Here is a 24,267-nt window from a genome sequence, read left to right on the forward strand (position 1 = left end):
CACCAGAAATGCCAGCGGGAAGCGTTACGGCCTGTTGATTTAGTCGAAATGAAACAGCTAACGATTAGCCGATGGGCGTTAGCCCCGGTTTTGCGGCGGCGAGAACCGCGGCTAGCGCCGTGCGGCTGATTAGATCAACAGGCCGGTAAGCGAGCGGCCCGTGGAACCCCGTTCGAGCGCGCAGACCAGCAAAACGATAGGGGCAAAACGATAGGGAGGCAGAATGATACGGGGCAGAATGACGGAGAGGGCAGCCGGCGCTCCCAACTCCCAACTCCCAACTCCCAACTCCCAACTCCCAACTCCCAACTCCCAACTCCCAACTCCCAACTAACTCCCCGGCTGAGGCGCATTCGGCGGCGCGACCAACGTCTTCAGGAACTCGATCACCGCCTGCCGATCTTCCAGCGACAGCGTCAAGAACCGATCCCGCGTGCCTTTGGATTCCCCGTCGTGCATGGTGATCGCTTCGAGCAGGGTTTCGGCGCGACCGTCGTGCATGTAGGGGGCCGAATCACGCACGCCCCACAACGGCGGTGTCCTCCATTCCTGGGTGAAGTACGTCGGTTCCAGGTGCAAGCGGGTGTAATCGGTCCGGGTCTGACGAATGTTGTGAGTCGTCGTCGTCGTGTTCTCGGTGGTGTAGGAATCGCGTCCCGAAGCGGTCCGTTCTCGATTCGCGCGATTCACTCGGTTTTCGACCAACTGACTGTCGGTCTTAGTCGTTTGCCACGACTTGGATTGACTCTCGGCGTTGACGAATCGCAGTGTCATCGGCGGCACGGGGGCGGCTTCGAAGCGATATTCATAGCGTGAGACCATGACGCTGGGGCGAGTGGGGATCGCGGACTTGGACGTCGCCGTATTGACGCTGGAGGACTGTCCGGCAATGGTGGACGTCGCCCCAGGCTCCATCGAATACTTACCGCCGTAATACGCGGTTCCCATGACGGTGTCATCGACCATCGTGCGGGACACGGACGTTTCGGAATCGACGGCAAAATCCATCCGCGTCACCGGCGTCGCACGCACGATGTAGGGGTCCGCCGGGTTGAGGTCGTAGGAGTTCGGCCCCATGTCGTGAAGCAGCAAGTCGCTGTAGATGCCCGCCGCCGGACCAAGGGTGGGGCGATGACAGACGGCACAGCCGACCGAGGCAAAGAGTTGTTCGCCGCGTGCGGCCATCATGCGTCGATCGGAGTCTTGGGGAATCTCTCGCGTCGGTGCCGGCAACCCGGCGACGAAGGCGGCGATCGCTTTGATCTGCGAGTCAGAGATATCGAAGGTCGGGTTACGATACGCCGGCGCCATTGGGTCGGCGGGTTGGTTGATCCGGCGCGTTTCCAGGCCGACTTCGGCCGCACAGGCCTGGTCGCAAAAATCCAACAGCGTTTCCACGTTCCCGCGCCAGCCGAACCGGCCGATGCCGCCGCTGGCCAACGTCGAAAGCCGGCCGCTGATTTCCGGGTGTTTGGTCTGCTCTCGTTCGACCGCACGCAGCTGTTTGACCGTGACTTGATCGATCAGCCCGGCACCGAACAGCGGCGTGGTGTTTCGCTGGAACATGCGGGCGCGGATGGTCGTTTGGTAGTTGCCGTCGGTCGACGAGTACAAGATCGGGGTCGCGTTGGCCAGTCGGACTTCGGCGGCATTGACCGAACCGCCGTTATCGCTGAACAGGGCGGGGATTTTTTGCATGAAAGCGTCGCGCGAGGCGGCGAAGGCCGACGTGCCGCCGTGATGTGCCAGCGAGAGCGAATTGACGATTCCCGCGCGGGGATCGATGAAGCCCGGGTGGAAACCGCGGATCGCTTGGCGGACGACGTCGGGGTTGATCGGGCCGCCGGAGACGTGCATCGATTCGATGCTGATCGATTTGGCGTTGAATTCGGCTTCACCGGCGCCCCCGATGCCGCCCTGGCGGTGACAGACCGCACAGGATTGGCCGTTGAACAGCGGTCCCAGTCCGTCGTTGCCCATCAACGCCGGGTTCTGCGGCGACCAGCTCTTTTCAAACAGCTGCCGCCCGGCCGCGATCGCATCCGGCGACACCGCCGATACCGACTGCCCGACCAGCGAAACAGCGCCGGCGATCAAGATCAAGACACCGACACATCGTGAACCCATTCGTTGTTGCAACATCGTTGCCCCCGCCAGAAAAGAAAAGTAGATCCCTCGCCACGAAACGTTTCGCGCACCGTCGCCCTACCGGCCGTCCCACCACCAATGATTCACCGCCACCGGTTGTCGTTTGGCCAAAGACGTTTGGGCCTGGAGTGTCGGGTAGGTCGTGATGGTTGACTTGACGGTCGCGTCGGTCGCCACCGACACGCCGCCGCTGGCCAACAGCACATGATGTCGCTGGCTGCCTTTGCGAACCGTGTGCATCGTCGCAATTGATTCGACCTGTTTGGGTGCCGGCAGATTCCAATCCCGCGCGTCGTCTTCGGATGCCAGCGCCAATGCCAGATCGCGATGCGCAGTCTCGGCCCCGAACCGGTCGATCAAGTGAGAAACCGCCGCGAGACGGTAAAGCGATTCGAGCGCGCCATAGATCGGGTACTGGTCACGGATGCGCGCCCAGTTTCGGTTGAACCCGGCGACGAACTGCGCGCTGCGCGGATCGCCGGTGACATCTCCCCGTCCACCGTCGGCCAATGCCCGTTGGTTTTCACCACTCAACCGAACGGCGTTGCCGGCAATCTCGAAAACACGTCGTTCGCCGTCGCAGCGGACCGATTGACGGTGAGCCGTGAACCACAATCGCAACAGCAACCCGTTGGGCGGGCCTTGGTCGATGAAGTCATCAACCACATCCAGGTAATTGGCGACGCCTTCGGGCATCGGTTGCTGGCCCAAGGCCAATTGTTTCATGTGTCGATCGGCTTCGACCATCAGCAACGCGACCGACGTGTCACCGGCGGCGCCGAACACTTCGACGCGTTGCATGCCCAATGCCTGACGCAGCTGTTCCGCCGACTTGCCGATCGGAATCTGGCCCGAACGAATCTGGTCGGCGACCTGCATCGCCGCTTGCATTCCCGTCGGCGTCGGATCGATCGTGCATCCGAACGGTGTGCCGGCTTGGGTGGCGGCCAGACAGCGGGCCAGGAAATCGCTCCGCAAGGTCGCTCGCCCCGACTGGCGATCCACATACCAGCCACGATCCATGTCGATACCGCTGGTCGGTGCCGCCAAAACGATGTCGTCATCGGTCAGGATTAAATACTGAACGCGCGAGAGGCCGGCCAGATGCAACAGACTGTCGCCCAGCGGCACGCCGCTCATTCGCCGCGTTGTGATTTCGTCTCGCAATCGTCGCAACGAAACGCAGCGCATCGGCGACGGGGCACGCCAGTCTCGGGCTTGGGAGTTCAGATCGGCGGCCAACAGTGCATCCAGGTTGGCGATCGCTCCCTTGGCCAGCGATTGATCCTCACTGGGCAACGGGGCCATTTCAACCGTCCCGGCCGCATCCACGTAGACCCCTTGAGGATACGGAGCCATCGTGCTGTTGCCGCCGAGCGCTTCCCAGGTGTCGGGGACGACGGTGGTTTCGATCAGATTCATCAGCGAATCGAAATCGGCAAACGCACCTCCGCCTTGTGCGTTTGCGTCCCGCACGGCTCCCAGCGAGTTGTCGAGGACGTGTTGGCGATCGGCCGGTGTTTCGATCTGTCGCACCGTGGCGGCGGCGGCCGACGATTCGCCCGAAAGGGATTGGGCGGTCGCGACCTGGGCCAGCAAACGGTCACGCGCACCGGGCAGGGTCGCCGGGGGCAGCGATTTGGCGACGGCGAATTCTCCGGCCTTGATTGCTTGATCCGCCGGGGCCGATCCTGCCGAGACTGAATCCGCCGGTGGGGCTGCCCAGCAACCTTGATCAGCGATCGACATGAACACGGCAATCGTGATTGCAACGCTGGAAACCGAACTCGCAAGGCGATGGGGTCGACTCATCACGTATTTCCTGACGGGGTTGGTTGTGGTGGCTCCGGAAACCCGAAGGCTCTCGCCATTGGGCAGATATTAACGTCGCCTTTTTCGGTCTGCAGTTGCCGGGAACTTCCTTCACCACCAGCCCGATATGAAAAAAGCATGCCAATGACGGATTTTTCCGAATCGGCCACAAACGCTTGATCTCGCAGCGGACAAGCGTAGCAAAATGCTGCAGCACGCGTGTATTGATTTGCAACATGCCTCAAACTGCACCAGGGCCGTTGGCCTCCGGGACCGTCTGCCAAACGCCGTCCAAAAGTCGTTGCTGGGGCCGGAACCGTTCTTTGTAGTTCAGGTGACGGTTTTCGGCGACAAACAGCCCCAAATACACGTACCTTCGATCGGTTTCCAAGGCCCACTGGATCTGCTTGAGCACCGCCAGCGTGCCGATGCAATAGCGTCCAAAGGCGGGGTCAAAGTGGGTGTAGACGGCGTTGAGCGAGTGGCGTCCCAGATCGACGATCGAGATTCCGACCAGTTTCCCATCGATTCGAAACGTCAATTCCGCAGTCTCGACACAGGTCGCGACCAGAAACTCGTGGTAATCGGCCAAATCCGCCGGTCCCCGTCGTGAAAGCTGTCGCGCCGCACGGTGATCATTGAACAGCCGTAACCGCTCCGGATCGATCTGCACCCTGCCCCAGCCGACCTCCAATTCCCGATCGGACCGATTGAGGATCCGTTTCATCGAACGGGTCCACCGAAATTGTCGCACGTCCACGCGGGTCGCAATGCACTCGTCGCAATCCGGGCACTGGGTCCGGTACAGCATCGTTCCGGCGCGACGGTAACCGAGTCGCAACAGCCGATCCAGGTCGTCCGGCGAAACCCGGCGTTTGGGATACTCCAGCGGCATCCGCGCCACTTTTCCGTCCAGATACGGGCACTCCTGCAGCGAGTCGTAGACGACGACCAAGCCCTTCTTGGCGAGGTCCTGTTCGCTGGCGTCGAGCCGATTGATCGACTCGGACGATTTCGAGGGTGACTCGTATTTCATAAAAAAACACTGGCCGCGAGAAGCTGTTTCCCGACGGCCAGTGTAGCGTGATTTCGTGGTGGCGACACAAATTTGCTGCGTCGCGGCCGATGAGTTGTGCGAATGGATCAGTCCCACCACCATTGGCCGTCCTTCAAATCGGACGGGCCGGCGGACTGTTTGATTTCGTTGTTTCGGCCTTCACGATCCACCACCAACGTCTCTTTGGCGAGTGCTTTGCGGGGCATCATTTGCACGCCGCCGCCCAGGGGCGTCATCAACGTGTTGCCTCGCCAAACCGCATTGACGGCCGTCTCGACCTGTTCCGGTGCGGTGTAGGTTTGGACGGCCAGAGCCGATTCGTTACCCAGAACCGGCATCGCCCATTCCGCTTGGCCGTAGAAATCTTGTTGCTGGATGTAGGCCGCCGCGATCGAAATGTCCATCAGCTGACGCAATTCGGCATAGACTCGCACCTGATCGGCGATCGCCGGGAACTTGTTGGTGAACTCTTGGCAGAACGCTTGGCTGGCTTTGTTGACGCGACGGGTGATCGTGCGTTTTCCGCCTGCGACCCGTTCGTTTTCACCCACCAGTTCGACGCCACGCTCGTTGATCTTCATCGCCAAACCGTCTTCGCTGACCGCGATGCCGTCGTATCGGGGTTGGAAATACCAGCGTTCCATGGCGTTGGCCGCGACCGCCGACGGGTTTGCCCGATCGACATAGCTTTGGAATCGCATCGGCAACCGCTCTAGCCCGATCCCGATCAGTTTCATGCGATAGTCCGCTTCGACCAGCACGCGGGCGAAGTGTGTGTCGGTGGGGATCCCGCGAATCGTGACGTCTTGCAGCCCCAGGTTGTTTTTCAATCCGGCCGCCAAACGCGCCGCATCACTCGGTTGAACACGGCCGCGGACCGAAGCGAGGAATTGCTGCATCCGCTGCAGGCCTTCCTGGGTCGGATCGATCGAAACGCTGATCACGCCGGTCGCAGGTTGACCGGGGGCATAGGCACGCAGGGCGGTCGCGAGGTCTTCCAGCAACACGGTGGGCTTGCCCGATTGGATGCCGACGTAGCGTTCGGTGGGGTCGGCGACAAAACCTTCGGCCGGCCCGGCAACCACGATGTCGCGGGTTTCGGGGTAATAGAACACGTACTGAATCGAGGTCAGGCCTGCGAGGGCTTTCAAATCATCGCCGATCGCGCCGCCGGCGGCCAGTTGCTCTTGGAGTGCGGCTTCCAAGCGTTGCAGCGAGACCTTTCGCAGTTTGCTGCCCCGCATCAGGTCGTTATCACGCATCTGGCGAGCGGCCATCAGACGCTCTCGGGCGACACGCGGATCGAATTGGCGGACCTTCAAAACGCCTTGGGCGTCGATGTCCACGCCGGCGATCGGCTGGGCGAAGTTAATGTTCGTGTCGCCGCCACCGCCGCCGTTATTCTGGCCGTAGACGCCGGATCCAGACGTGACGAAGGCTGCGGCGAGCGCGGCAAGCAAAAAGGAGCGGAAAAGACGTGTCATCGGTGAAACCAATTTCAAAACGCGGCCGGGGTGTGGGGGCGCTGGTTGTGAAGGCGCGGGGGAAAAGTCACTTGCTGTTGACAGTAATCAGTCGCGGCCGAATCGGCAAGAAACTACCGCGAGGGAATAGGAATTGATGCAAATCTGCCGTCCCAACCGGCCCCTGAGGGGGCATCGGTGTCTCCATTGGTCACGAACCCCTCCCTGGCGGGAAGATTCGATGGTCGGTCGGGACCGATTCGATTTCGCACCCAAGGGCGGTGCAAACGCCATACCGAATCGATTTTATCTTAGCTCTCCAAGCCTTCCGCCGCGCCGGTTTTTCCCCGCCCTTCCGGTTTTTTGGGTCTGCCGTAGAATCTGGCCTGACGGTCTGGAAACCACCTTCCCTATGAGTTTGTAAACATGAGCGGCGATTGCGATTTCGGTTTGATTGGTCTAGCAGTCATGGGCGAGAATTTGGCCCTGAACGTGGAAAGTCGCGGGTACAAGGTCGCCGTGTACAACCGCACGACCAGCAAGGTCGACGAACTGATCGCCGGGCGTGCCAAGGGCAAGAACTTCGTCGGCACGCACACGATCGAGGAATTTGTCAAAGCCGTCAAACGCCCCCGCAAACTGATGATGCTGGTCAAAGCCGGACCGGCCGTCGACGCGATCATCGAGCAACTGCTGCCCCATTGCGAACCGGGTGACATCATCATCGACGGCGGCAACGAATACTACGTGAACACCGAACGACGCACCAAGCAGGTCGAAGAGGCCGGGATGCTGTACGTCGGATGCGGCGTCAGCGGCGGCGAAGAGGGCGCGCTCAAAGGCCCCAGTTTGATGCCCGGCGGATCGGCCGAAGCCTGGCCGCACATCAAAGAAATGTTCCAATCGATCGCCGCCAAGGTCGGCCCCAACAACGACATCCCCTGCTGTGAATGGTTGGGCAGCGGTGGTGCCGGCAACTACGTCAAAATGGTGCACAACGGCATCGAATACGGCGACATGCAACTGATTTGCGAAGCCTACCAGTTGCTCCGCGAGCTGGGCGGTTTGAGCAACGACGAACTGTACGACGTTTTCGACCAGTGGAACGACGGCGAACTGCAGAGCTACCTGATCGAAATCAGCCGCGACATCTTTAGCGTCAAAGACGACCAGGGCGGCGACGATTTCCTGGTCGACAAAATCATGGACGTCGCCGGTGCCAAGGGCACGGGAAAATGGATGAGCCAGTTGGCGCTCGACTTGGGCGTCCCCAGCACCCTGGTCACGACCGCCGTCTTCGCCCGTGGACTGTCGGCCCAGAAACAAGCCCGGGTGCGAGCCAGCAAGACGCTCAACGGCCCCTCGGAATCCTCCAACCCGGAAATGCGAGCGATCGCCCAATCGCTGGTCGGTGATCGAGCCGAATTCATCGAAGCCGTTCGCCAAGCCCTCTATGCGTCGAAGATCGTCTCCTATGCCCAGGGCTTTGTCCAACTGCAAGCCGCTTCGGACGAACACAATTGGGACCTGGACTACGGTGCCGCCGCGCTGCTGTGGCGTGGCGGGTGCATCATTCGCGCCCAGTTCCTCGACCGCATCAAAGAAGCCTTCGATGCCGATCCCAAGCTGGAAAACCTGTTGCTGGCCAAATACTTCGAAGATGCCGTCGAAAATGCCCAGGAAAAATGGCGCAAGGTCGTCGCGGTCGCCTCGGTGATGGGAATCCCCGTGCCGGCATTCAGCACCGCGCTGTGTTACTACGACGGCTACCGCATGGCTCGCTTGCCGGCCAACTTGTTGCAGGCCCAACGCGACTACTTTGGCGCCCACACCTACAAGCGGGTCGACAAGGAAGGCACGTTCCACAGCGAGTGGTTGCAATTGCGCAAGACCCCCAAGGCGTAACCGGGGAATCCTCCCACAGCCCTTCCCCCCGGGGAGCATCATGCCCAACGATCCGATCGTCTGTCCGTTTTGTCCGCTGTGTTGCGATGACTTGCGTGTCGATCCCGTCAGCGGAGAAACCGAGGTGCCGTGCCATTTGGCACAAGTCGCCTTGACCTCCGCCGTCCGGCCACCCGCGGCCAGACTGGGAACCCAGACGATCGAGACGGTCGATTGGAACCAGTTGCGGCAAACGCTTTCGCTACCGACCGAACCGGTCGTCGACTTCAACGGGGCGACGATCGCCGAAGCGAAAACGCTCGAAACGTTGGTCAACCAGGGACAGATCCAATTGCGGATCGATCGCTCCCCATCCGCTCGGGCACTCGACCAGACGATCGCCCGCGACGGATGGCTCGGCACCACGCTGGGCGACGCGGTCCGCCGCGCCGAATATGCCTGGGTGATCGGCAATCTGGACCATTCAACGCCGCGATTGAAAGAGCGTTTGAACCAGTCGGGGCTGGCGATCGAGTACACGCCCGCGCCCGGCATCGCGCTGCTCTCGCGGTTGCACGAATTGCTGAGCACGGAAACTTCCGGCAGCGAGGACGAGCTGTGCGCGTCTGCATCGGAGGCCGACCGGCTGCACGAGCATTTTCGGCACAGCCGATCCACCGTGGTTGTGGTCGGCGATCAGCCGTTTCAAACGGGCGAAGAAACGATCGCCAGCGAGTTGCTGTTGCGGTGGATCGCACTCTGGAACGAGTCGGCCTTGCCGATGGATGACGGTGACGTTCCGATCGTCTCACGTGTCACGCTGCTGCGGCTGACCGCGGACCAGAACCTGTACACCGTGATGCGATGGCGCAACAATCACGTCGCCCCGTCAGATTTGTCCCAGTCGCCGATGCCCGACATTCGCGTCGGCCTGCCGACGGCCGAAAACGTCACGCCGGTGCGGCTGCAAATCGGCGGGACCGATCCCGGCGAATCGATCGCCCAGGCCTATTTGCCCGCCGCCGTCCCCGGCGTGCATCACGCCGACACCACGATTCGCGGCGACGGTTCGGTCACGTTGCCGCTGGCCGGCTGGACGACGTCATCGCACCCCGGCCGCATCGAAGTGCTCCAGCGAGTGCTGGCCGCGGTGTAGGGAATTCTTTGTGAAGAAGACCAAACGCTCCTCCGAAGAGGTCGCGCGGTTTTTCAGATTAACCCTGCTGGCAGGAGGGTCGAGCGCAGCGAGGGGCATACGCATCAATTTATGAATTCACCCTCCCTGACAGGGAGGGTCGAGCGTAGCGAGGGGAGGGTCGAATCGTGGTGCTTGAGTACACTCGAGCCACAGTGAATCCTCCCCGCTCCGAGCGCTCACTCCTCCGCGACCCTCCCAGGGGAAGGGTGGAGTCGTAATCGCCAGTTAATTCAGTGGTTTAAAACCGCACGACCTCTGGCAGGCTGGGTCGACGGACCGACTCGCACTCGAAGCGTCTACGACGACGCCATTTGCGATTCCAGCTCCAACGCCAGCGCGGCTTCTTCGGCGATTTGCGCGGCGGTGCGGCGCCGTCGCTTACGAGGTTTGGCATTCATCCATTCTTTCGTCAGGACTTCAAACACTTCGGGCGTTTCATAACGCACGATGTTCTTGCCTTCGGGCATCGGGCCGATCAGGCCGCGAAACACGGGCATCCCGCGGAGCGCCAGGTCGGTGCTGCAATCATCGATGCCGATCTGTTGATGCGACTGCATCAGCGGGTCGATGGAGGGATAATCGGAAATCATCAACGAACCATCATGACCGCGCGTGACCACGCGGTAGGTGTCTTTTTTGGCCATGGTGCCTCCTTAAAAGGGAGTGGCGCTTGGATCGGACTGGGAAGTCATCGATCGACCCGAAAATCGCGCGGCGCAGGGGAGAGGTTGCGCATTCACCATCAGAGCCCTCGGGGAAGGATCAGCGAGCGGTGACCTGTGGGGAGGTGGTCAGCACGGCAAGTTGATTCGTTGGATGGGATCGCGGGCGAGCAGCGACGTCTGCCCAACTCTCTCCGTTCCAATCCTAGCGACTGGGCCTGATGAGACAGTTTTGGGGTCAGGACGGCAGACGTCGATGCTCCGATGCGCCGCGATCTCAACCGACTTAGGGAGGGAGGGTCGTCAGTTGAAAATCGATTCGAGGGTTAATCGAACAACTGTCATATCGACGCCCCCGCGGGCCCCGTGCAAGAAACTGGTGTGAATGTGTGGTCAGCCCCAAACAGCCGCCCGCGCATCCGCGACGGACACGCTCAACATGAACCACGCTCGCAACGTGAAGGACTCTCGCAACAGGCATGTTGAAGTCGACCGTTGCGTCCGCTCGCGCCGTTAAAGGCGGCAGATGCAGAACGCCGCCCTACCGGTTCGATGGCCTTTCCGGGCCGTCGTTGCTCAGTTTTCCCGTAGTGGACGACTTCCCTGTAGAGGACGAAGCGACGAGTCCATTCGTCTTGCCAACAACAAGGACTCCCAACATCCGAATGATCATGCCGATCAGGTGGCGGAGCCTGTACGACGTCCTTTCTGGGTCGTCGCGTCGAGCCCCACAGGCGACGGCCCGGACGGGCCATCGTCCCCCAGAAAAGTGATCGCCCTAAGCCGGACGGTCTCTAGATGTTGATCAAATCATTGAAGAACACGAACACCATCAGCGCCAACAGCATGATCCCGCCGACGAGCGTCAACCGCATCTCCAGCTCTTCGTTCACACGCCGTCCCATGATCGCTTCGCAGATCAAAAAAACCATGTGACCACCGTCCAACACCGGAATCGGCAAGAAATTCAGCACCGCCAAGTTCATGCTCAACATCGTCAAGAACAACAGTTGCGCCGAAACTCCCCGCTCGGCTTCGCTGCCGGCGACTTGGAAAATTCGGATCGGACCGCCGACTTGGTCTTTGCTGACGCTGCCGTGGACCAACATGTTCAGGAATCGGAAAACTTCACCCAGTCGACGCCGGCACTCGCGAATCCCCAGCACCGACGCTTCTTTGATCGATCCGGCGGTTTGAATCTGCTCGGACGCGACCAGCCCCAATCCACGTTCGAACCGGACACGTTGATCGGCGGCCAGTTTGACGACCGATTCGACGATCACACCGGTTTCGGCCCGTTCGGCCAGGACTTTGAATTCCGTCCCCTCGGGCAGCGACTGGATCGATTCGAAGAACCCGGTCGCCGTTTGGACCTCGTCAAATTTCCATCCCTTGGACAGTTCGGTGACCAAGTCAGCCAAGGGGCCCGATTTAAATTCGTCCGGGTACTCGTTGGTTTGTAACAGCGTGATGCTTTTCAGTTCGTCGGTCGGCTCGAGCGGGTCGCCTTTGACCAGCTGGTCTTTGCTGAACGCGTCCACCACGGCCGGCATGTCGAACGCGAAACCGTAGGCATTGACCGACGCCTTGTCGCCGGTGCCGTAGGTCGGCGAGAGGGTTTGTGGGGAGTCATCGGGGGTGATTTCGATGTCCAGCGTTTCATCGCCGCGACGCACCGAGAACACGACCGGCTGGCGAGGTGCCAGCGCCAACACGAGTTCCTCGGCGTCGGGTGATTTCAGATCCCCGACCGCCTCGATCACGTCCCCGACTTGCATGCCGGCTTGTTCGGCCGGACCGTTGGTCACCAAGGCGGACACCGGACCGACGGCCGTTCGAATTCCGACCCACTTGGAGGGTTGCGGCGGCAGTTCGATCTGGTGAGTGCTGCCGTCGGTGCGGCGCAGCCCGATGCTGATGGTCTTGTCGGGATGAGTGTTCAAGTAATCAAAAAACGGCGTCCCGGGCACCATCGCCGTTTCGTCGATTTCCGTCCCGTCAAACGAGACGATCGTGGCGCCAAGGTCGGCTTCGGTCAGCACCGACGCGGCGACACTTCGCGGTGCCGCATTTTCCGATTCGCTCAATGTCGTCGAGGTCGGGCTGGTGATCCCGATCATCCGGAATCGCTTTTGCAACGGATGCGGTTGCGTAACCAGTTCGTATTGGACGTTGCGGTCGCCAAACGAGACGGTCAATGGAATGGGGCGATCCGGCGTTTCCAAACCCGCATGCAGAATCGCCGAACGCATCTCGCGAAAGTGCATTTGAGCGTCGTCCATGCCATCGACACTGACGACTTGTCCGCCGGGATCAATGCCGGCTTGCCACGCGGGCCCGCCGGGGGTGACGCCACCGATCACAGCCGGGGTGTACGGAACGCCATAGAAGAACGCGGCGGCGGCGAACATCGCGCCGGTCACGACGTTCATGAACACGCCTGCGCTCATGATGATCATGCGCTGCCAGACCGGTTTGGCGGGCAAACTGCGGGGATCCAATTCCGCCAACTCGTCTGCCGAAGCCTTGGCGGTCTGGCCGTCGATCTCGTCTTCCTCCTCGTCGGATTCGGCATCACCGGACAGTTGTCGCGCCCGGGCCGCTTCGTCTTTCATCTTTCGCGGGTCGTCATCCTGACCCAGCATTTTGACGTAGCCGCCCAGCGGAATGATCCCGATTCCGTATTCGGTCTCTCCGTAAGTGAACTTGCCCAGCGTCGAAGGCAGCTTGATCGGACCGATCTTCAACGGCGGGTCAAATCCGACGTAAAACTTTTCGCATTTCACGCCGAAGGTCTTGGCAGCGACAAAGTGACCGAGTTCGTGGACAAAGATGACCAGGCCGATGCCCAGCGCCACCCGCGTCCAGAGCAGGATACTACCTCCCAGCGCCATCAGACCATCCGGCTCGGATTGGGCAATGAGGAGGAACAGGTCGCTGATCATATCGTTCATGTATTCAAAGGGAGGGGACTAAAGGCGTTCGGCACAGCGCCGCGCTTCTTGGCGAGCCCAGTGGTCGAGTTCCAATAAACGGGCCAAGCAGGGCCGTTGCTCGAAGGTGTGATTTTCGAGGGTTTTTTGGCACAGGGGAACTATGTCAGTAAACCGAATTTCGCCGCTCAAGAACAGACCGACCGCCACTTCATTGGCGGCGTTGACCACCGCACCGGCAGTTCCACCGACTCGGGCGACCTCAAAACCGAGTGTCAAGGCGGGAAATCGCTCCAAATCCGCCGGCTGGAGACTCAAATCCCAGCTCTGGCGGCGATCCAGCGACGGGGCCGGACAGGCCAGACGTCGGGGGTGCGTCAAAGCATACTGGATCGGCAATCGCATGTCTGGCGGGCTCAGCTGGGCCAACACCGACCCGTCCTGAAACTCCACCATCGAGTGGATGACCGATTGGGGATGGATCATCACCTCGATCTGATCGGCTGAAACGTCAAACAGCCACCGCGCCTCGATGATCTCCAGCGCTTTGTTCATCATCGTCGCCGAATCGATCGAGATTTTCCGCCCCATCTGCCAAGTGGGGTGCGCGAGCGCGTCCTCCGGAGTGGCATCCCGCATCTCCGCGGCACTGGCCGATCGAAACGGTCCCCCGCTGGCGGTCAGAATCAATCGCTTGGAGGGACTCGGCGAATCCGCGATGCACTGCCAGATCGCCGAATGTTCGCTATCGACCGGCAACAACTGCCCGCCCGAATCGGCGGCCTGTTCGCTGACCAGGCCCCCGGCGACGACCAGGGTTTCTTTGTTGGCCAGCGCCACCCGCTTTCCCGCCTGGACCGCCGCGACCGTGCTTTCCAACCCGGCGCGGCCGACGATCGCCGCAACCACGACGTCGACCTGCGGATCCCGCGCCACGTCGACCAATTGTTCCGCCCCGAAGCGAAGGGCGTCCCGATCGATCCCCAACGGTCCGAATCGCTCGGCAGCCGCCTGGGGTGAAATCACCGACGGATCGGAAAAAATCAATCGCTGTGGAGCTGCCCCGTCGCGTGCCGCCTGGCCGACCAGATCCTCCAGCACCTTCAGATTGCTGTGCCCCGAGGCCGCCCACAGCCGCCAGCCGTTTTTCGGGTCGATTTGATTCAAATGGGCGATCACCTCGGCGGTCGACGTGCCGATGCTGCCGGTCGCCCCCAGGACCGCAACATTCACCGTCGATCGTTCGGATCGATCGCCGGACCATTCGGACTGGCTGGGGGGGGCGGTAGAGAATTTTGTCACGGCAACGGTTCCATCAGCTCCGGTAGAATCCTTTGAAACCCCTATCATGGACGATCCGCCGGATTGTTACGACCCGACCTTGCCGCACGCCCGGACCGCAATGGGTTGTCCCATCGGCGATTGGACCGAACAATGGCGTGTGATCTGGACGGATTCGATTAATTTCTGGGAGCCCCGATCACGTCTTTCCCACTTTTCGACGCTGATATCAATTTCTGATGAGTGACAATAAACGATCCAATCGCGGTTCCGACGATCCAAATGACCGACGCGACGCACCATCGCGGGAAACGCGGACCGGTGGCGTCTGGCTGGTCATCATCGGCGTGATCTTGGCGGTGATGATGAGCGCCCTGCTGTTCGGGCAAAACAGCCGCTCGCTGCGCTATCCCGACTTGGCCAAACTGCTGATCGAACACGCCAAACAAAAGCAGATCGAAGAGGAAGGCGGCAAGGCGGAAACGCCGAAAATCGTCGTCGATTCACCGAAAGACCCCAAGATCCAACTGGAGTTCTCTGATTTACAACTCGTGTTGCTCGGCGACGAAAAAATCACCGGCACCGTGATGTATCGCTCCCTCGGTTCGGGCAGCAAGGCGGCCAGCGACCCGGAGAATTTGCCGACGCGGACCGATTTCGAAACCGTCCGTGTGGTCAACGAAACGCAGGACGCCTACTTCGACAAGATCTTGCGTGACTCCGGCGTGACCTGGGACAACGCACGCCCCAATCGCTGGCTGGCGGACAACTGGTTCAATCTGTTCATGCTGGGAGCGATCATCGCCATCGGCGTGATCATGTTGCGGCGGATCGGCGGCGTCGGTTCGCCGATGTCCTTCTCGCGCAGCCGCGGCAAGTTGCACGGCCAAGAAGACCTGTCGATCTCGTTCGAAGACGCGGCGGGGATCGACGAAGCGGTGGAAGAAGTCCGTGAGATCGTCGACTTTCTCAAGAACAGCGAAAAATACCAGGCACTCGGCGGCCGTATCCCCAAAGGCGTGTTGCTGGTCGGTCCGCCCGGAACCGGGAAAACCCTGTTGGCCAAAGCGATCGCCGGTGAAGCCGGGGTGCCGTTCTTCAGTCTGTCCGGCAGCGATTTCGTGGAGATGTTCGTCGGGGTCGGGGCCGCACGCGTCCGCGACATGTTCCAACAAGCGACCAGCCGCGCGCCGTGCATCATCTTTATCGACGAACTGGACGCCCTCGGTAAAAGCCGCTCGGGCAGCGTCGTCGGCGGGCACGACGAACGCGAACAAACGCTCAACGCGCTGCTGGTGGAAATGGACGGGTTCGATTCCAACAACGGCGTGATCGTGGTCGCCGCGACCAACCGTCCCGAAACGTTGGACCCGGCGCTGTTGCGGCCCGGACGGTTCGACCGCCAAGTGCTGGTCGATCGTCCCGACGTGGCCGGACGCGAAGCGATCCTGAAAGTCCACGTCCGCAGCGTGAAATTGGACGACGAAGTTGACCTGCGTCACATCGCCTCGATCACCAGCGGCTTTGTCGGTGCGGACTTGGCCAACCTGGTCAACGAAGCCGCACTGCTGGCCGCGCGGGCCGACAAGTCCGCCGTCAGCACGACCGAGTTTGACGAAGCGGTCGATCGAGTCACCGCGGGGTTGGAAAAGAAGAACCGCGTGATGAACGAGGACGAAAAGATCCGCGTGGCCTATCACGAAGCCGCCCACGCGCTCGTCGCCGCCGCACTGCCCAACACCGATCCGGTCCACAAGGTCAGCATCATCCCACGCGGGTTCGCCGCACTGGGGTACACCATGCAGCGCCCCGACTCCGAACGCTACCTGATGACCAAACTGGAATTGGAAAGCCGGATGAAGGTCCTGTTGGCCGGCACGCTGGCCGAAGAAATGGTGCTGCAAGACATCAGCACCGGAGCCCAGAACGACTTGGAACGCTGCACCGAAATCGCCCGCAGCATGGTGATGGATTTCGGCATGAGCCGGCTGGGGCGGATCAATTATCGCCACAGCACCGGATCGCCGTTCCTGGCCGGCGGTGGCGGAAACGGACACAGCATGACCTATGGCGAAGACACGGCCAAGTTGATCGACAAAGAAGTGTCGCGGATCGTCGAAGACGCGCTCACGCAAACCCGCGAGATCCTGACCCAGCGCCGCGAAGTGCTCGAAGCGATCACGCAGCGGTTGCTGGAAGTCGAATCGATCGACAACAGCGAATTGTTCCGAGTCATCAAGGAACATTCCACCGGCCCCTGGTTGGTCCCCGGCACCATTACCGAAAAACCTCGGGCACAAATTCGCAAACCGGAAAATGATTTGGATACACTGAAGGACGCGGAATAACGCTCTTCCCTTCATTTGATTCAACTCCATGCGAAAACCAATCAGTTTGCTGTTGCTGCTCGCGGTCGCCTCCTTGGGTGACGCACAAACACCGTCCACGATCGGCCAGATCGAAGTCTTGTCGCCGGAAATGGAACAGTACGCCGACGCCGGCACCAAAATCGAGGTGCTGGCGGGGGGATTCACTTGGACCGAGGGACCGGTTTGGATCACCGACGATGGAGGCGGGCACCTGCTGTTTTCGGACATTCCTCGCAACAGCATTTTCCGCTGGTCCCAGTCCCGCGGCGTGGAATTGTTCATGCGACCGAGTGGCTACACCGGGGTCAGCTACTACGGATTGGAACCCGGGTCGAACGGATTGACGCTTGATCCCCAGCATCGTTTGACGATGTGCGAACACGGCGATCGCCGCGTCTCCGTGCTGACCCGCGGCGGCGGAAAACTGACACTGGCCGATCGCTACCAGGGCAAACGACTGAACAGCCCCAATGATTTGACGTTCGACAAATCGGGCAACCTGTACTTCACCGATCCACCCTACGGTTTGCCCGAACGCGCCGATGATCCGCGTCGCGAACTGGATTTCTGTGGCGTCTATCGGCTCGCGACCGACGGTACGTTGACGTTGTTGACCAAAGAGATGACACGCCCCAACGGGATCGGGTTGTCGCCGGATGAAAAGACGCTGTACGTCGCGCAAAGCGATCCCGGCCGACCGATCTGGATGGCGTTCCCGATCGGCGACGACGGAAATCTGGGCGAAGGGAAAGTGCTGCACGATGCCAAAGCAGCAATGAAGGACTATCCAGGGCTTCCCGATGGGATGACCATCAAAAAAGACGGCACGATTTTCGGCAGCGGCCCCGGTGCGATCTATGTGCTCACCGCCGATGGCAAACTGATCGGACGCATGATCACCGGCGGACGCGTCAGCAACTGTACCTTCGACAGCGAAGAAGCCTACCTGTACATCACCGCGGACAACTTCCTGTGCCGCGTCAAGATGAAGTAAACATCATGCCGCCCCGAATCATTCTGCCATCCCTTTCCTGCATCTTCCAAACGTGACAGGAAGGGGAGAGGTAAGAAGATTTTGGAGGTAGGAAAATTGCTGATCTCGGTTCGGACGTACATCTCACAATTTTCTTACCTCCGAAATCTTCTTACCCGTTTTCCGCATCGGCTACGAAACTCGCCCGTCCGCGTGGGCGCGTGCAAATCATGCCGAATTGCCTCGCCCGCTCTCACGCAGTTCGGCGGCGCAACTCACCTCTGGAATACAACCGATAACCGATCCGCCGCAGGCAAACGACCACACTGCCTGCGATCACGGTTCCGGTCAAGCAAGTCGACAGGGGTGCGACGGCGCACTGCAGATTCCAATGCAGCCCCAGCGCCGGAGTCTTCATCTGCAGCGCAATGAAGCCGATGGCAAAAACGGCAACTTGGATCAACGCGATCAACAGAAAGCGTCGAAAGCCGCCCCGTGACCTACCGTCGCTCAGGCCCCCAAGGAACAACAGCAGCGTCACGATGCCGACGCCAACCGACGGCAAGACGACCACCAAAGTTTCATAGAAGAACGCTAAGGCGTTGGACTGATAGCTGGCTGCAAACGACAAGCGAGCGAGGGTGAAAAACAAGGCGCTCACGAGCACCCATTCCATCAGCCCGATCAAGCTTGCTCGCGGTCTGTTCATTTCCTGTAGACCAATCTTGATCGTCCATCCGCGATAGTACTGCATCGCCGCGGCGGGGACGACCGACGCGAACGAGAGTGCCGGAGCCAGGATGAGATGGCCAATGATGCGTCCGTAGTCCGCTTCATACATCATCGCGTGTGTGACCCAGCGGCGTTCAGTGACCACCATCACCCCCCCCGTCACCATACAGTGGATGACCACGTAACCCATCGCCATCGCCCAACGCTTCGTGCCGCTGCCGGCACGCAGAAAAATCGCCGCCAAGATCGCCAGACCGGGAGAGCACAACAGCGCCGTCGAAAAGCCTAAAATCGCGTAACTGACCGCGATTTCGATCGTCGTGTCCAGACTATTCCCCAGCGGAATCCAGGCCATGATTTTCGTGACCAGCAAACTGCATTGGGGCAGCCCGAAAACCAGCAACGTCAACACCGTCCACCAGATCCACTTTCTCGGCGAACGGCTGCTTGGGTTTGGGCGTGCGGGAACCACTCGCGCGACATCACCGTCCGAATCGGATTCGCTCTCCGCCACCGCTACTGAATCACTTCGGGGCGATCGAACACGGTGGAAACGTCGACGGCAAAATCAGCCAACAATCGCGACGCCGCCGATTGGCCGTCGAAGGTTCGACTCAATTCGTCGTAACCTGTTCCCCCGTTGTCGAGCCCAAGCACGGTGACGCTGCGGTCACGCGGATCGACGATCCAGTACTCGGGAATGCCGGCTTTCGAATAATCCTGCCGCTTCTCAACCCAATCCCGGTCCGGATCGCTCTCACTGACGATCTCCATCACCAAGTCGGCTCCCTCCCAGAACTTGGGCGTGCGTCGCTCGCGGTTCTCCGCTGACATGTACATCACATCAGGTTCCCGGAATTTCCCATCCCACAATCGAATCGGCAGAGGCGCGACTAGGCAAATACCCTGCATCCGGCGGTGCGTGTCGATGAAGTTTCGAAGCTGCAGCCACAGAAAGAGCGAGATCGCCTGATGCAATTCCGTCGGCATGCGTAGGATCTCCAACACTCCGTTTTCGTATTCAACCAGTCGTCCCGCGTCCAACCCCAGGTAGTCCGACTCCGACCAAGCCCCCTGTCGCGGGTAGAGGTTGGCGATCTCCCACGTGGGTTCGCCGATTCGACTCGCTCGTGGTTGGCTGGACATGGTTGCGTGAAACAAGGAAATTGGCCGATCATTCGCCATGGATGATCTTCAACATAGACCGCAGCAGCCGTCAATGCAAAGGATCGGACAGCCGGACTGGCGCTCAACGACCGACAAGCAATCGCACGTCGTCGACGTTCCAATACTCCTTCACGACCGGCACGACGACTTTCTTTTCGAAGTGCATGAACCCCAGTAACACGCCGAGGGTCGTCATCAACAGCGTGGCAATCAATCCACCCACAATCGCCGCGATCGGTCCGAGCCGTGACAGGGCAATCGCAAACAGCACGCCGAGCGCCAAGCCGGCAACGCCGCCCAGGCTCATGTACTTGAACATTCCCGGCCGGCCGGCACGCTCAAGTTCCTGTTCGGGGATTTCGGCCAGCAAGCGATCGTAATACTCGGCGATCGTTTCCTCGGCGCCTTCCCAGCGAAATTGGGCGACGTCGTCCTGCATTTCACAGTGCACACACAACGTCGTTTCAATCCCCGACAGCGGGTTGGCGACCGATTCAAACTCGGGGCCCGAGATCACCGTCGTCTGTCCGCATGGCAGGTGGATGTAGCTGAAAGATTCGGGAACACCCATACGTTTCGCCCAAGGGAGTTGTCGCGTCTGCACTGGTTCACGCATTGTAGGCGCCCCACGGCTGGTGGTGTGTCCCCGACGCGGTGCGGCGACATCAGGCTGACGATGCGCTACACTGCTTGCGATTCGTTTCCGACACGACGCCAAACTCCACCCAAGTTGCCCTTGTCCTCACCATCAGCCCCCACGCGTTCCCCGGCGAGCGCCAAAGTGATCTCCGTTCGCGGTTGCCGCGTCCACAACCTGCGCGATGTCGATTTGGATTTACCTCGCGGTAAACTGATCGCCTTTTGCGGCCTGTCCGGCAGCGGCAAGAGCTCTCTTGCGCTCGACACGCTGTATGCCGAAGGCCAGCGGTGTTACATCGAAAGCTTTTCGGCCTACACCCGCCAATTCCTTCAGCGGCTGGATAAACCCGCCTGCGATTCGATCACCGGGATTCCACCGGCGGTGGCGGTGACCCGCGCCGGCGGATCGAAAACGAACCGCAGCACCGTGGGGACGACGACCGAGATCGCCGACCACCTGCGGCTGCTGTTTGCCAAGTGCGCCACGCTGTACTGCACCGGGTGCGGTCGCGAAGTCCGGGAGGACGATCCGACAACCATCGCCGAAGAACTGGCCGCGTCGACCGGACGTGCGATGATCGGATTCCAGGTCTTCTTGCCCAATCGAAAATCCGGCGGTGAGATCTTGCTGGGGCTGCAGCGGGCCGGCTACCTGAGGCTGATCTTGGGCGGCGAAACGTTTCACCTGTCCGATTCCGATCGGTCGGCGTTGGCCAAGAAGATCGGACGCGGGGGGGCCGAATGCATCGTCGTGGTCGATCGCGTTTCCGGCCAGACCGACCTGTCGCGCCTGACCGAATCGCTGGAAACGGCCATGGACGAAGGGCACGGACGCGCGGTCGTTCTGACCGATGCCCCCCTGCTCCCTGCATCCCCCAGCGGTGACTCGCCCCCCGATGACAACTCGATCCCAGGCCGAATCACCCAGATCGACGGCCGCGACTGGATCCAACGCGTGATCAGCGACCAACGACGCTGCGATCAATGCGACCTGGATTACCCCGATCCGGTGCCGCGACTTTTCAATTTCAACAACCCCTTGGGGGCCTGCGAAATCTGCGAGGGGTTCGGCGAACTGGTCGACGTGGACATGGATCTGGTCGTGCCCGATCCGACACTTTCGATCGCCGAGGGGGCGATCGCGCCTTGGAACACACCGTCGTACCGACATGAACTGGAGGAGTTGTTGGCGTTGGCGGACGATTACGACCTGCCGACCGACGTACCCTACAGCAAACTGAAAAAGAAACACTTGAAACTAATTCAACGCGGAGTCCCGGAGCGCGACTTCGGTGGGCTGGACGGTTTCTTTGCCTGGCTGGATCGCAAAAAGTACAAGATGCACATCCGCATCTTTGCCTCGCGATTCCGCAGCTATCGAACGTGCGACGGCTGCGACGGCCGGCGCTACAACGCTTCGGCGCTGGCTTACAAGATCGCCGATCGGACGATCGCGGACCTGTTGGAAATGCCGGCAACCGCCGCGTCCGATTTCTTTCGTGACGCACCGCTGGAACCCCGGCAACGCGCGATCGCAGCCGAACCCTTGCGTCAAATCGCCGATCGAATCGGTTACCTGGAATCGGTCGGGCTGGGTTACCTGCAACTGAACCGTCCCCTGCGAACACTCTCCGGCGGCGAAACGCAACGGGTCGCGTTGACCGCCGCCTTGGGCGGAAACCTGGTCAACATGTTGTACGTGTTGGATGAACCGACCGCGGGGCTGCACCCCAAGGATGTCCGTCGCTTGTCCGAATCGATCGGTTCGTTGCGTGATCGTGGCAACACGGTCATCGTCGTCGAACATAACGAAACAATGATCGAAACGGCGGACCGGGTGGTCGAAATCGGCCCCGGGGCCGGTCGCGACGGAGGACGCGTGGTGTTCGAAGGAACGCCGAAGCAAATGTTGCGCAACCGCGATTCGTTGACCGGGCAATTCCTTTCGGGCAAGCGGGGACACACGTTGCGGCATCACGAACCACGCGATGCCCGCGGCCGCATCACCTTGCGGGGAGCGAGCGGTCACAATCTGCAAAACGTCACCGTCGATTTTCCGCTCGGCGTGTTGTGCGTCGTCACCGGCGTTTCGGGCAGCGGCAAAAGTTCGCTGGTCCAGGACACGTTGCTGGAAGCGATCCGTCACGAAAAACTGCACCAAGCCGCCAAGCCCCTTCCGTACCAATCGGTCAGCGGACTGGGGCAGATCCAAGATTGCGTGTCGGTCGATCAGTCGCCGATCAGCCGTTCCCCACGCAGCTGTCCGGTGACATATCTGAAGGCGTTCGATCCGATTCGAAAGGTGTTTGCCGAGAGCGTCGAAGCGAGGGCCCGAGGGCTGACGCCCAGCCACTTCACGTTCAACAGCGCCAAGGGGCAGTGTCCGGAATGTGAAGGCGCCGGTGTGTTGGAGATCGACATGCAGTTCCTGGCCGACGTTTCGATGCAATGTCCGGAATGTCACGGCACGCGTTTCCGCGACGATATTTTAAAAGCACGGTATCGTGATCGATCGATCGCCGATGTGTTGGCGATGAGCGCCCGCGAGGCGTATGACTTCTTCCGCGGTGCGGCGAAGGTCCAGGCGCGGCTCAAGCGGATGATTGATGTCGGACTGGGTTACCTGTCGCTGGGGCAACCCGCCACCACGCTTTCCAGCGGCGAAGGCCAGCGGTTGAAACTGGCCGCATTCTTGGCGTCGGCGAAACGTAAACGCACGCTGTTCGTGATGGACGAGCCGACGACCGGATTGCATTTCGAGGACCTGATCCGGTTGGTCGATTGTTTCGACGCCCTGATCGCCGACGGACATTCGCTGTTGGTCGTCGAGCACAATCCCCTGCTGATGCTCAGTGCCGACCACATCATCGACCTCGGCCCCGGCGCCGGCGACGCCGGAGGCAGAATTGTCGCCGAAGGCCCCCCCGCGGAAATCGCCAAGTGCACCGAAAGCGAAACCGGAAAGGTGCTCGCAGAAGAGATCCGCCGCGGGGAGATGACAGAAAAATGAAGGGCAGAAAAATCGAGGGAAGAAGACAAGAAAATATTGTGGGGAAGAGGGCGATGACAGAAAAATAGGGGGCAGAAAAATGGAAGGAGGAAAATGTGATGCCGATCGAAGTCGGAGCGGAAATTCGGGCTGTTGGGAAACGAGAGTTTTCTCAGATCTGCTATGAGGTGATGGGGCGTGTGTTTGCGATCCGAAAGGAAATGGGGCGATTCTTTAACGAGTCCATTTATCATCGAAGGATCCGTGAATGCTTCGCCGACACCTTGTACGAGGTACCGATCGTAGTCAGCCACGGCGAATTTACCCGTCGCTAAGCTTTGGATTCGTTGTTTAGCGGTGCCGCAATCTTTGAATGGAAATCAGTGGATGCATTATGCGACATGCACCGTGCTCAGCTATTAAACTATCTGATGCTGTGTGAAGTGCGAGCGGGAAAACTTGTCAACTTACGCCCGGAAACGATCGAGCAAGAATTCGTCAACGTTGCTCTGACGCGGGCTCAACGACAATCGTTTGGTTTAGACAGCGACAATTATTCTCCATCGTCCAGTTCGGATCATGCTTGGATGCAAGGCATGATCGCTGCCCTGAGAGATTGGGGCACCGGACTTGATCAAGGTCTTTATCTGGCACTCTCCGACTTCTTGTACGGTGGCCTGGATCAATCACATTCGATCGCCACGGTAACCTCTGGCAATAAAGACTATGGGCAACAAAATATCCGCACCAATCTGACGGGAGACGTGATCATGATTTCAACCCTGAATCAGCATCTCGAAGAATTTCAGCGCCACTGCCAACTCTTCCTCAACCACCTCGACAGGAATCGCCTTCACTGGCTGAACATCGGACTACACAAGGTAACTTTCGAAACGCTCCACAAAGCCGCCTAGTCCCATTTACCTACACTCTCCTGCCCACGATTCCTCCCCACCAACA

The 24,267-nt window shown here is 60.2% G+C and carries 16 protein-coding genes; 6 read left to right on the forward strand and 10 right to left on the reverse strand.

Annotated elements, in window-relative coordinates:
- Nucleotides 1–330: 330 nt before the first annotated feature.
- From H1B37_RS06520 to H1B37_RS06535, 4 genes are all read right to left on the reverse strand, one after another.
- Nucleotides 331–2,127 carry a di-heme oxidoredictase family protein gene (locus H1B37_RS06520; protein ID WP_182865818.1) on the reverse strand — a complete coding sequence of 599 codons (1,797 nt, stop codon included), beginning with the start codon at nt 2,125–2,127 and terminating at the stop codon, nt 331–333.
- Nucleotides 2,128–2,205: 78 nt separating this feature from the next.
- A complete protein-coding gene (locus H1B37_RS06525; RefSeq protein WP_182865819.1) occupies nt 2,206–3,960 on the reverse strand; it encodes a DUF1598 domain-containing protein in 1,755 nt (584 codons plus the stop codon).
- Nucleotides 3,961–4,201: 241 nt separating this feature from the next.
- Complete coding sequence (locus H1B37_RS06530; RefSeq protein WP_182865820.1) at nt 4,202–4,996, reverse strand: arginyltransferase; 795 nt, start codon at nt 4,994–4,996, stop codon at nt 4,202–4,204.
- 107 nt (nt 4,997–5,103) lie between these two features.
- Nucleotides 5,104–6,501, reverse strand: coding sequence for a DUF1598 domain-containing protein (locus H1B37_RS06535; RefSeq protein ID WP_182865821.1), 1,398 nt, complete (start codon nt 6,499–6,501; stop codon nt 5,104–5,106).
- A gap of 405 nt (nt 6,502–6,906) precedes the next feature.
- On the opposite strand from H1B37_RS06535, the gene gnd reads away from it, so the two are divergent.
- A complete protein-coding gene (gene gnd / locus H1B37_RS06540; RefSeq protein WP_182865822.1) occupies nt 6,907–8,385 on the forward strand; it encodes a decarboxylating NADP(+)-dependent phosphogluconate dehydrogenase in 1,479 nt (492 codons plus the stop codon).
- Between the two features lie 40 nt (nt 8,386–8,425).
- Nucleotides 8,426–9,520 (forward strand): molybdopterin-binding domain-containing protein, encoded by a 1,095-nt coding sequence (locus H1B37_RS06545; RefSeq protein ID WP_182865823.1) that lies wholly within the window; start codon nt 8,426–8,428, stop codon nt 9,518–9,520.
- A gap of 338 nt (nt 9,521–9,858) precedes the next feature.
- Here H1B37_RS06545 and H1B37_RS06550 read toward each other — a convergent pair whose 3' ends face one another.
- The 3 genes from H1B37_RS06550 to dxr form a co-directional block, all read right to left on the reverse strand.
- Nucleotides 9,859–10,206 carry a hypothetical protein gene (locus H1B37_RS06550; RefSeq protein ID WP_182865824.1) on the reverse strand — a complete coding sequence of 116 codons (348 nt, stop codon included), beginning with the start codon at nt 10,204–10,206 and terminating at the stop codon, nt 9,859–9,861.
- Between the two features lie 812 nt (nt 10,207–11,018).
- Nucleotides 11,019–13,178: a site-2 protease family protein gene (locus tag H1B37_RS06555; protein WP_182865825.1), complete on the reverse strand. Its 2,160-nt coding sequence runs from the start codon at nt 13,176–13,178 to the stop codon at nt 11,019–11,021.
- A gap of 18 nt (nt 13,179–13,196) precedes the next feature.
- Complete coding sequence (gene dxr, locus H1B37_RS06560; protein ID WP_436298238.1) at nt 13,197–14,459, reverse strand: 1-deoxy-D-xylulose-5-phosphate reductoisomerase; 1,263 nt, start codon at nt 14,457–14,459, stop codon at nt 13,197–13,199.
- A gap of 218 nt (nt 14,460–14,677) precedes the next feature.
- Here dxr and ftsH point away from each other — a divergent pair, with 218 nt between their 5' ends.
- A complete protein-coding gene (gene ftsH / locus H1B37_RS06565) occupies nt 14,678–16,786 on the forward strand; it encodes an ATP-dependent zinc metalloprotease FtsH (protein ID WP_182865827.1) in 2,109 nt (702 codons plus the stop codon).
- A 28-nt stretch (nt 16,787–16,814) separates the two neighbouring features.
- The gene (locus H1B37_RS06570; RefSeq protein WP_182865828.1) at nt 16,815–17,801 is read left to right on the forward strand and encodes an SMP-30/gluconolactonase/LRE family protein; all 987 of its coding nucleotides are present in this window, start codon (nt 16,815–16,817) and stop codon (nt 17,799–17,801) included.
- A gap of 232 nt (nt 17,802–18,033) precedes the next feature.
- Here H1B37_RS06570 and H1B37_RS06575 read toward each other — a convergent pair whose 3' ends face one another.
- From H1B37_RS06575 to H1B37_RS06585, 3 genes are all read right to left on the reverse strand, one after another.
- Nucleotides 18,034–18,924: a hypothetical protein gene (locus H1B37_RS06575; protein WP_182865829.1), complete on the reverse strand. Its 891-nt coding sequence runs from the start codon at nt 18,922–18,924 to the stop codon at nt 18,034–18,036.
- 104 nt (nt 18,925–19,028) lie between these two features.
- Nucleotides 19,029–19,658, reverse strand: coding sequence for a Uma2 family endonuclease (locus H1B37_RS06580; RefSeq protein ID WP_182865830.1), 630 nt, complete (start codon nt 19,656–19,658; stop codon nt 19,029–19,031).
- A gap of 103 nt (nt 19,659–19,761) precedes the next feature.
- Nucleotides 19,762–20,250: a hypothetical protein gene (locus H1B37_RS06585; protein ID WP_182865831.1), complete on the reverse strand. Its 489-nt coding sequence runs from the start codon at nt 20,248–20,250 to the stop codon at nt 19,762–19,764.
- A 210-nt stretch (nt 20,251–20,460) separates the two neighbouring features.
- Here H1B37_RS06585 and uvrA point away from each other — a divergent pair, with 210 nt between their 5' ends.
- Together uvrA and H1B37_RS06595 are read left to right on the forward strand one after the other, a co-directional pair.
- Nucleotides 20,461–23,328, forward strand: coding sequence for an excinuclease ABC subunit UvrA (uvrA, locus tag H1B37_RS06590; RefSeq protein ID WP_353620790.1), 2,868 nt, complete (start codon nt 20,461–20,463; stop codon nt 23,326–23,328).
- 326 nt (nt 23,329–23,654) lie between these two features.
- The gene (locus H1B37_RS06595) at nt 23,655–24,221 is read left to right on the forward strand and encodes a GxxExxY protein (RefSeq protein ID WP_220498073.1); all 567 of its coding nucleotides are present in this window, start codon (nt 23,655–23,657) and stop codon (nt 24,219–24,221) included.
- Nucleotides 24,222–24,267 lie beyond the last annotated feature (46 nt).

This window comes from Stieleria mannarensis (assembly GCF_014154935.1).
GTDB classification, from domain to species: Bacteria; Planctomycetota; Planctomycetia; order Pirellulales; family Pirellulaceae; genus Stieleria; species Stieleria mannarensis.

Excerpts from the sequence above, each read along its gene's own strand:
- H1B37_RS06520 (WP_182865818.1), bottom strand. The coding sequence starts at position 2,127 with ATGGGTTCACGATGTGTCGGTGTCTTGATCTTGATCGCCGGCGCTGTT.
- H1B37_RS06525 (WP_182865819.1), bottom strand. The coding sequence starts at position 3,960 with ATGAGTCGACCCCATCGCCTTGCGAGTTCGGTTTCCAGCGTTGCAATC.
- H1B37_RS06530 (WP_182865820.1), bottom strand. The coding sequence starts at position 4,996 with ATGAAATACGAGTCACCCTCGAAATCGTCCGAGTCGATCAATCGGCTC.
- H1B37_RS06535 (WP_182865821.1), bottom strand. The coding sequence starts at position 6,501 with ATGACACGTCTTTTCCGCTCCTTTTTGCTTGCCGCGCTCGCCGCAGCC.
- gnd (WP_182865822.1), top strand. The coding sequence starts at position 6,907 with ATGAGCGGCGATTGCGATTTCGGTTTGATTGGTCTAGCAGTCATGGGC.
- H1B37_RS06545 (WP_182865823.1), top strand. The coding sequence starts at position 8,426 with ATGCCCAACGATCCGATCGTCTGTCCGTTTTGTCCGCTGTGTTGCGAT.
- H1B37_RS06550 (WP_182865824.1), bottom strand. The coding sequence starts at position 10,206 with ATGGCCAAAAAAGACACCTACCGCGTGGTCACGCGCGGTCATGATGGT.
- H1B37_RS06555 (WP_182865825.1), bottom strand. The coding sequence starts at position 13,178 with ATGAACGATATGATCAGCGACCTGTTCCTCCTCATTGCCCAATCCGAG.
- ftsH (WP_182865827.1), top strand. The coding sequence starts at position 14,678 with ATGAGTGACAATAAACGATCCAATCGCGGTTCCGACGATCCAAATGAC.
- H1B37_RS06570 (WP_182865828.1), top strand. The coding sequence starts at position 16,815 with ATGCGAAAACCAATCAGTTTGCTGTTGCTGCTCGCGGTCGCCTCCTTG.
- H1B37_RS06580 (WP_182865830.1), bottom strand. The coding sequence starts at position 19,658 with ATGTCCAGCCAACCACGAGCGAGTCGAATCGGCGAACCCACGTGGGAG.
- H1B37_RS06585 (WP_182865831.1), bottom strand. The coding sequence starts at position 20,250 with ATGGGTGTTCCCGAATCTTTCAGCTACATCCACCTGCCATGCGGACAG.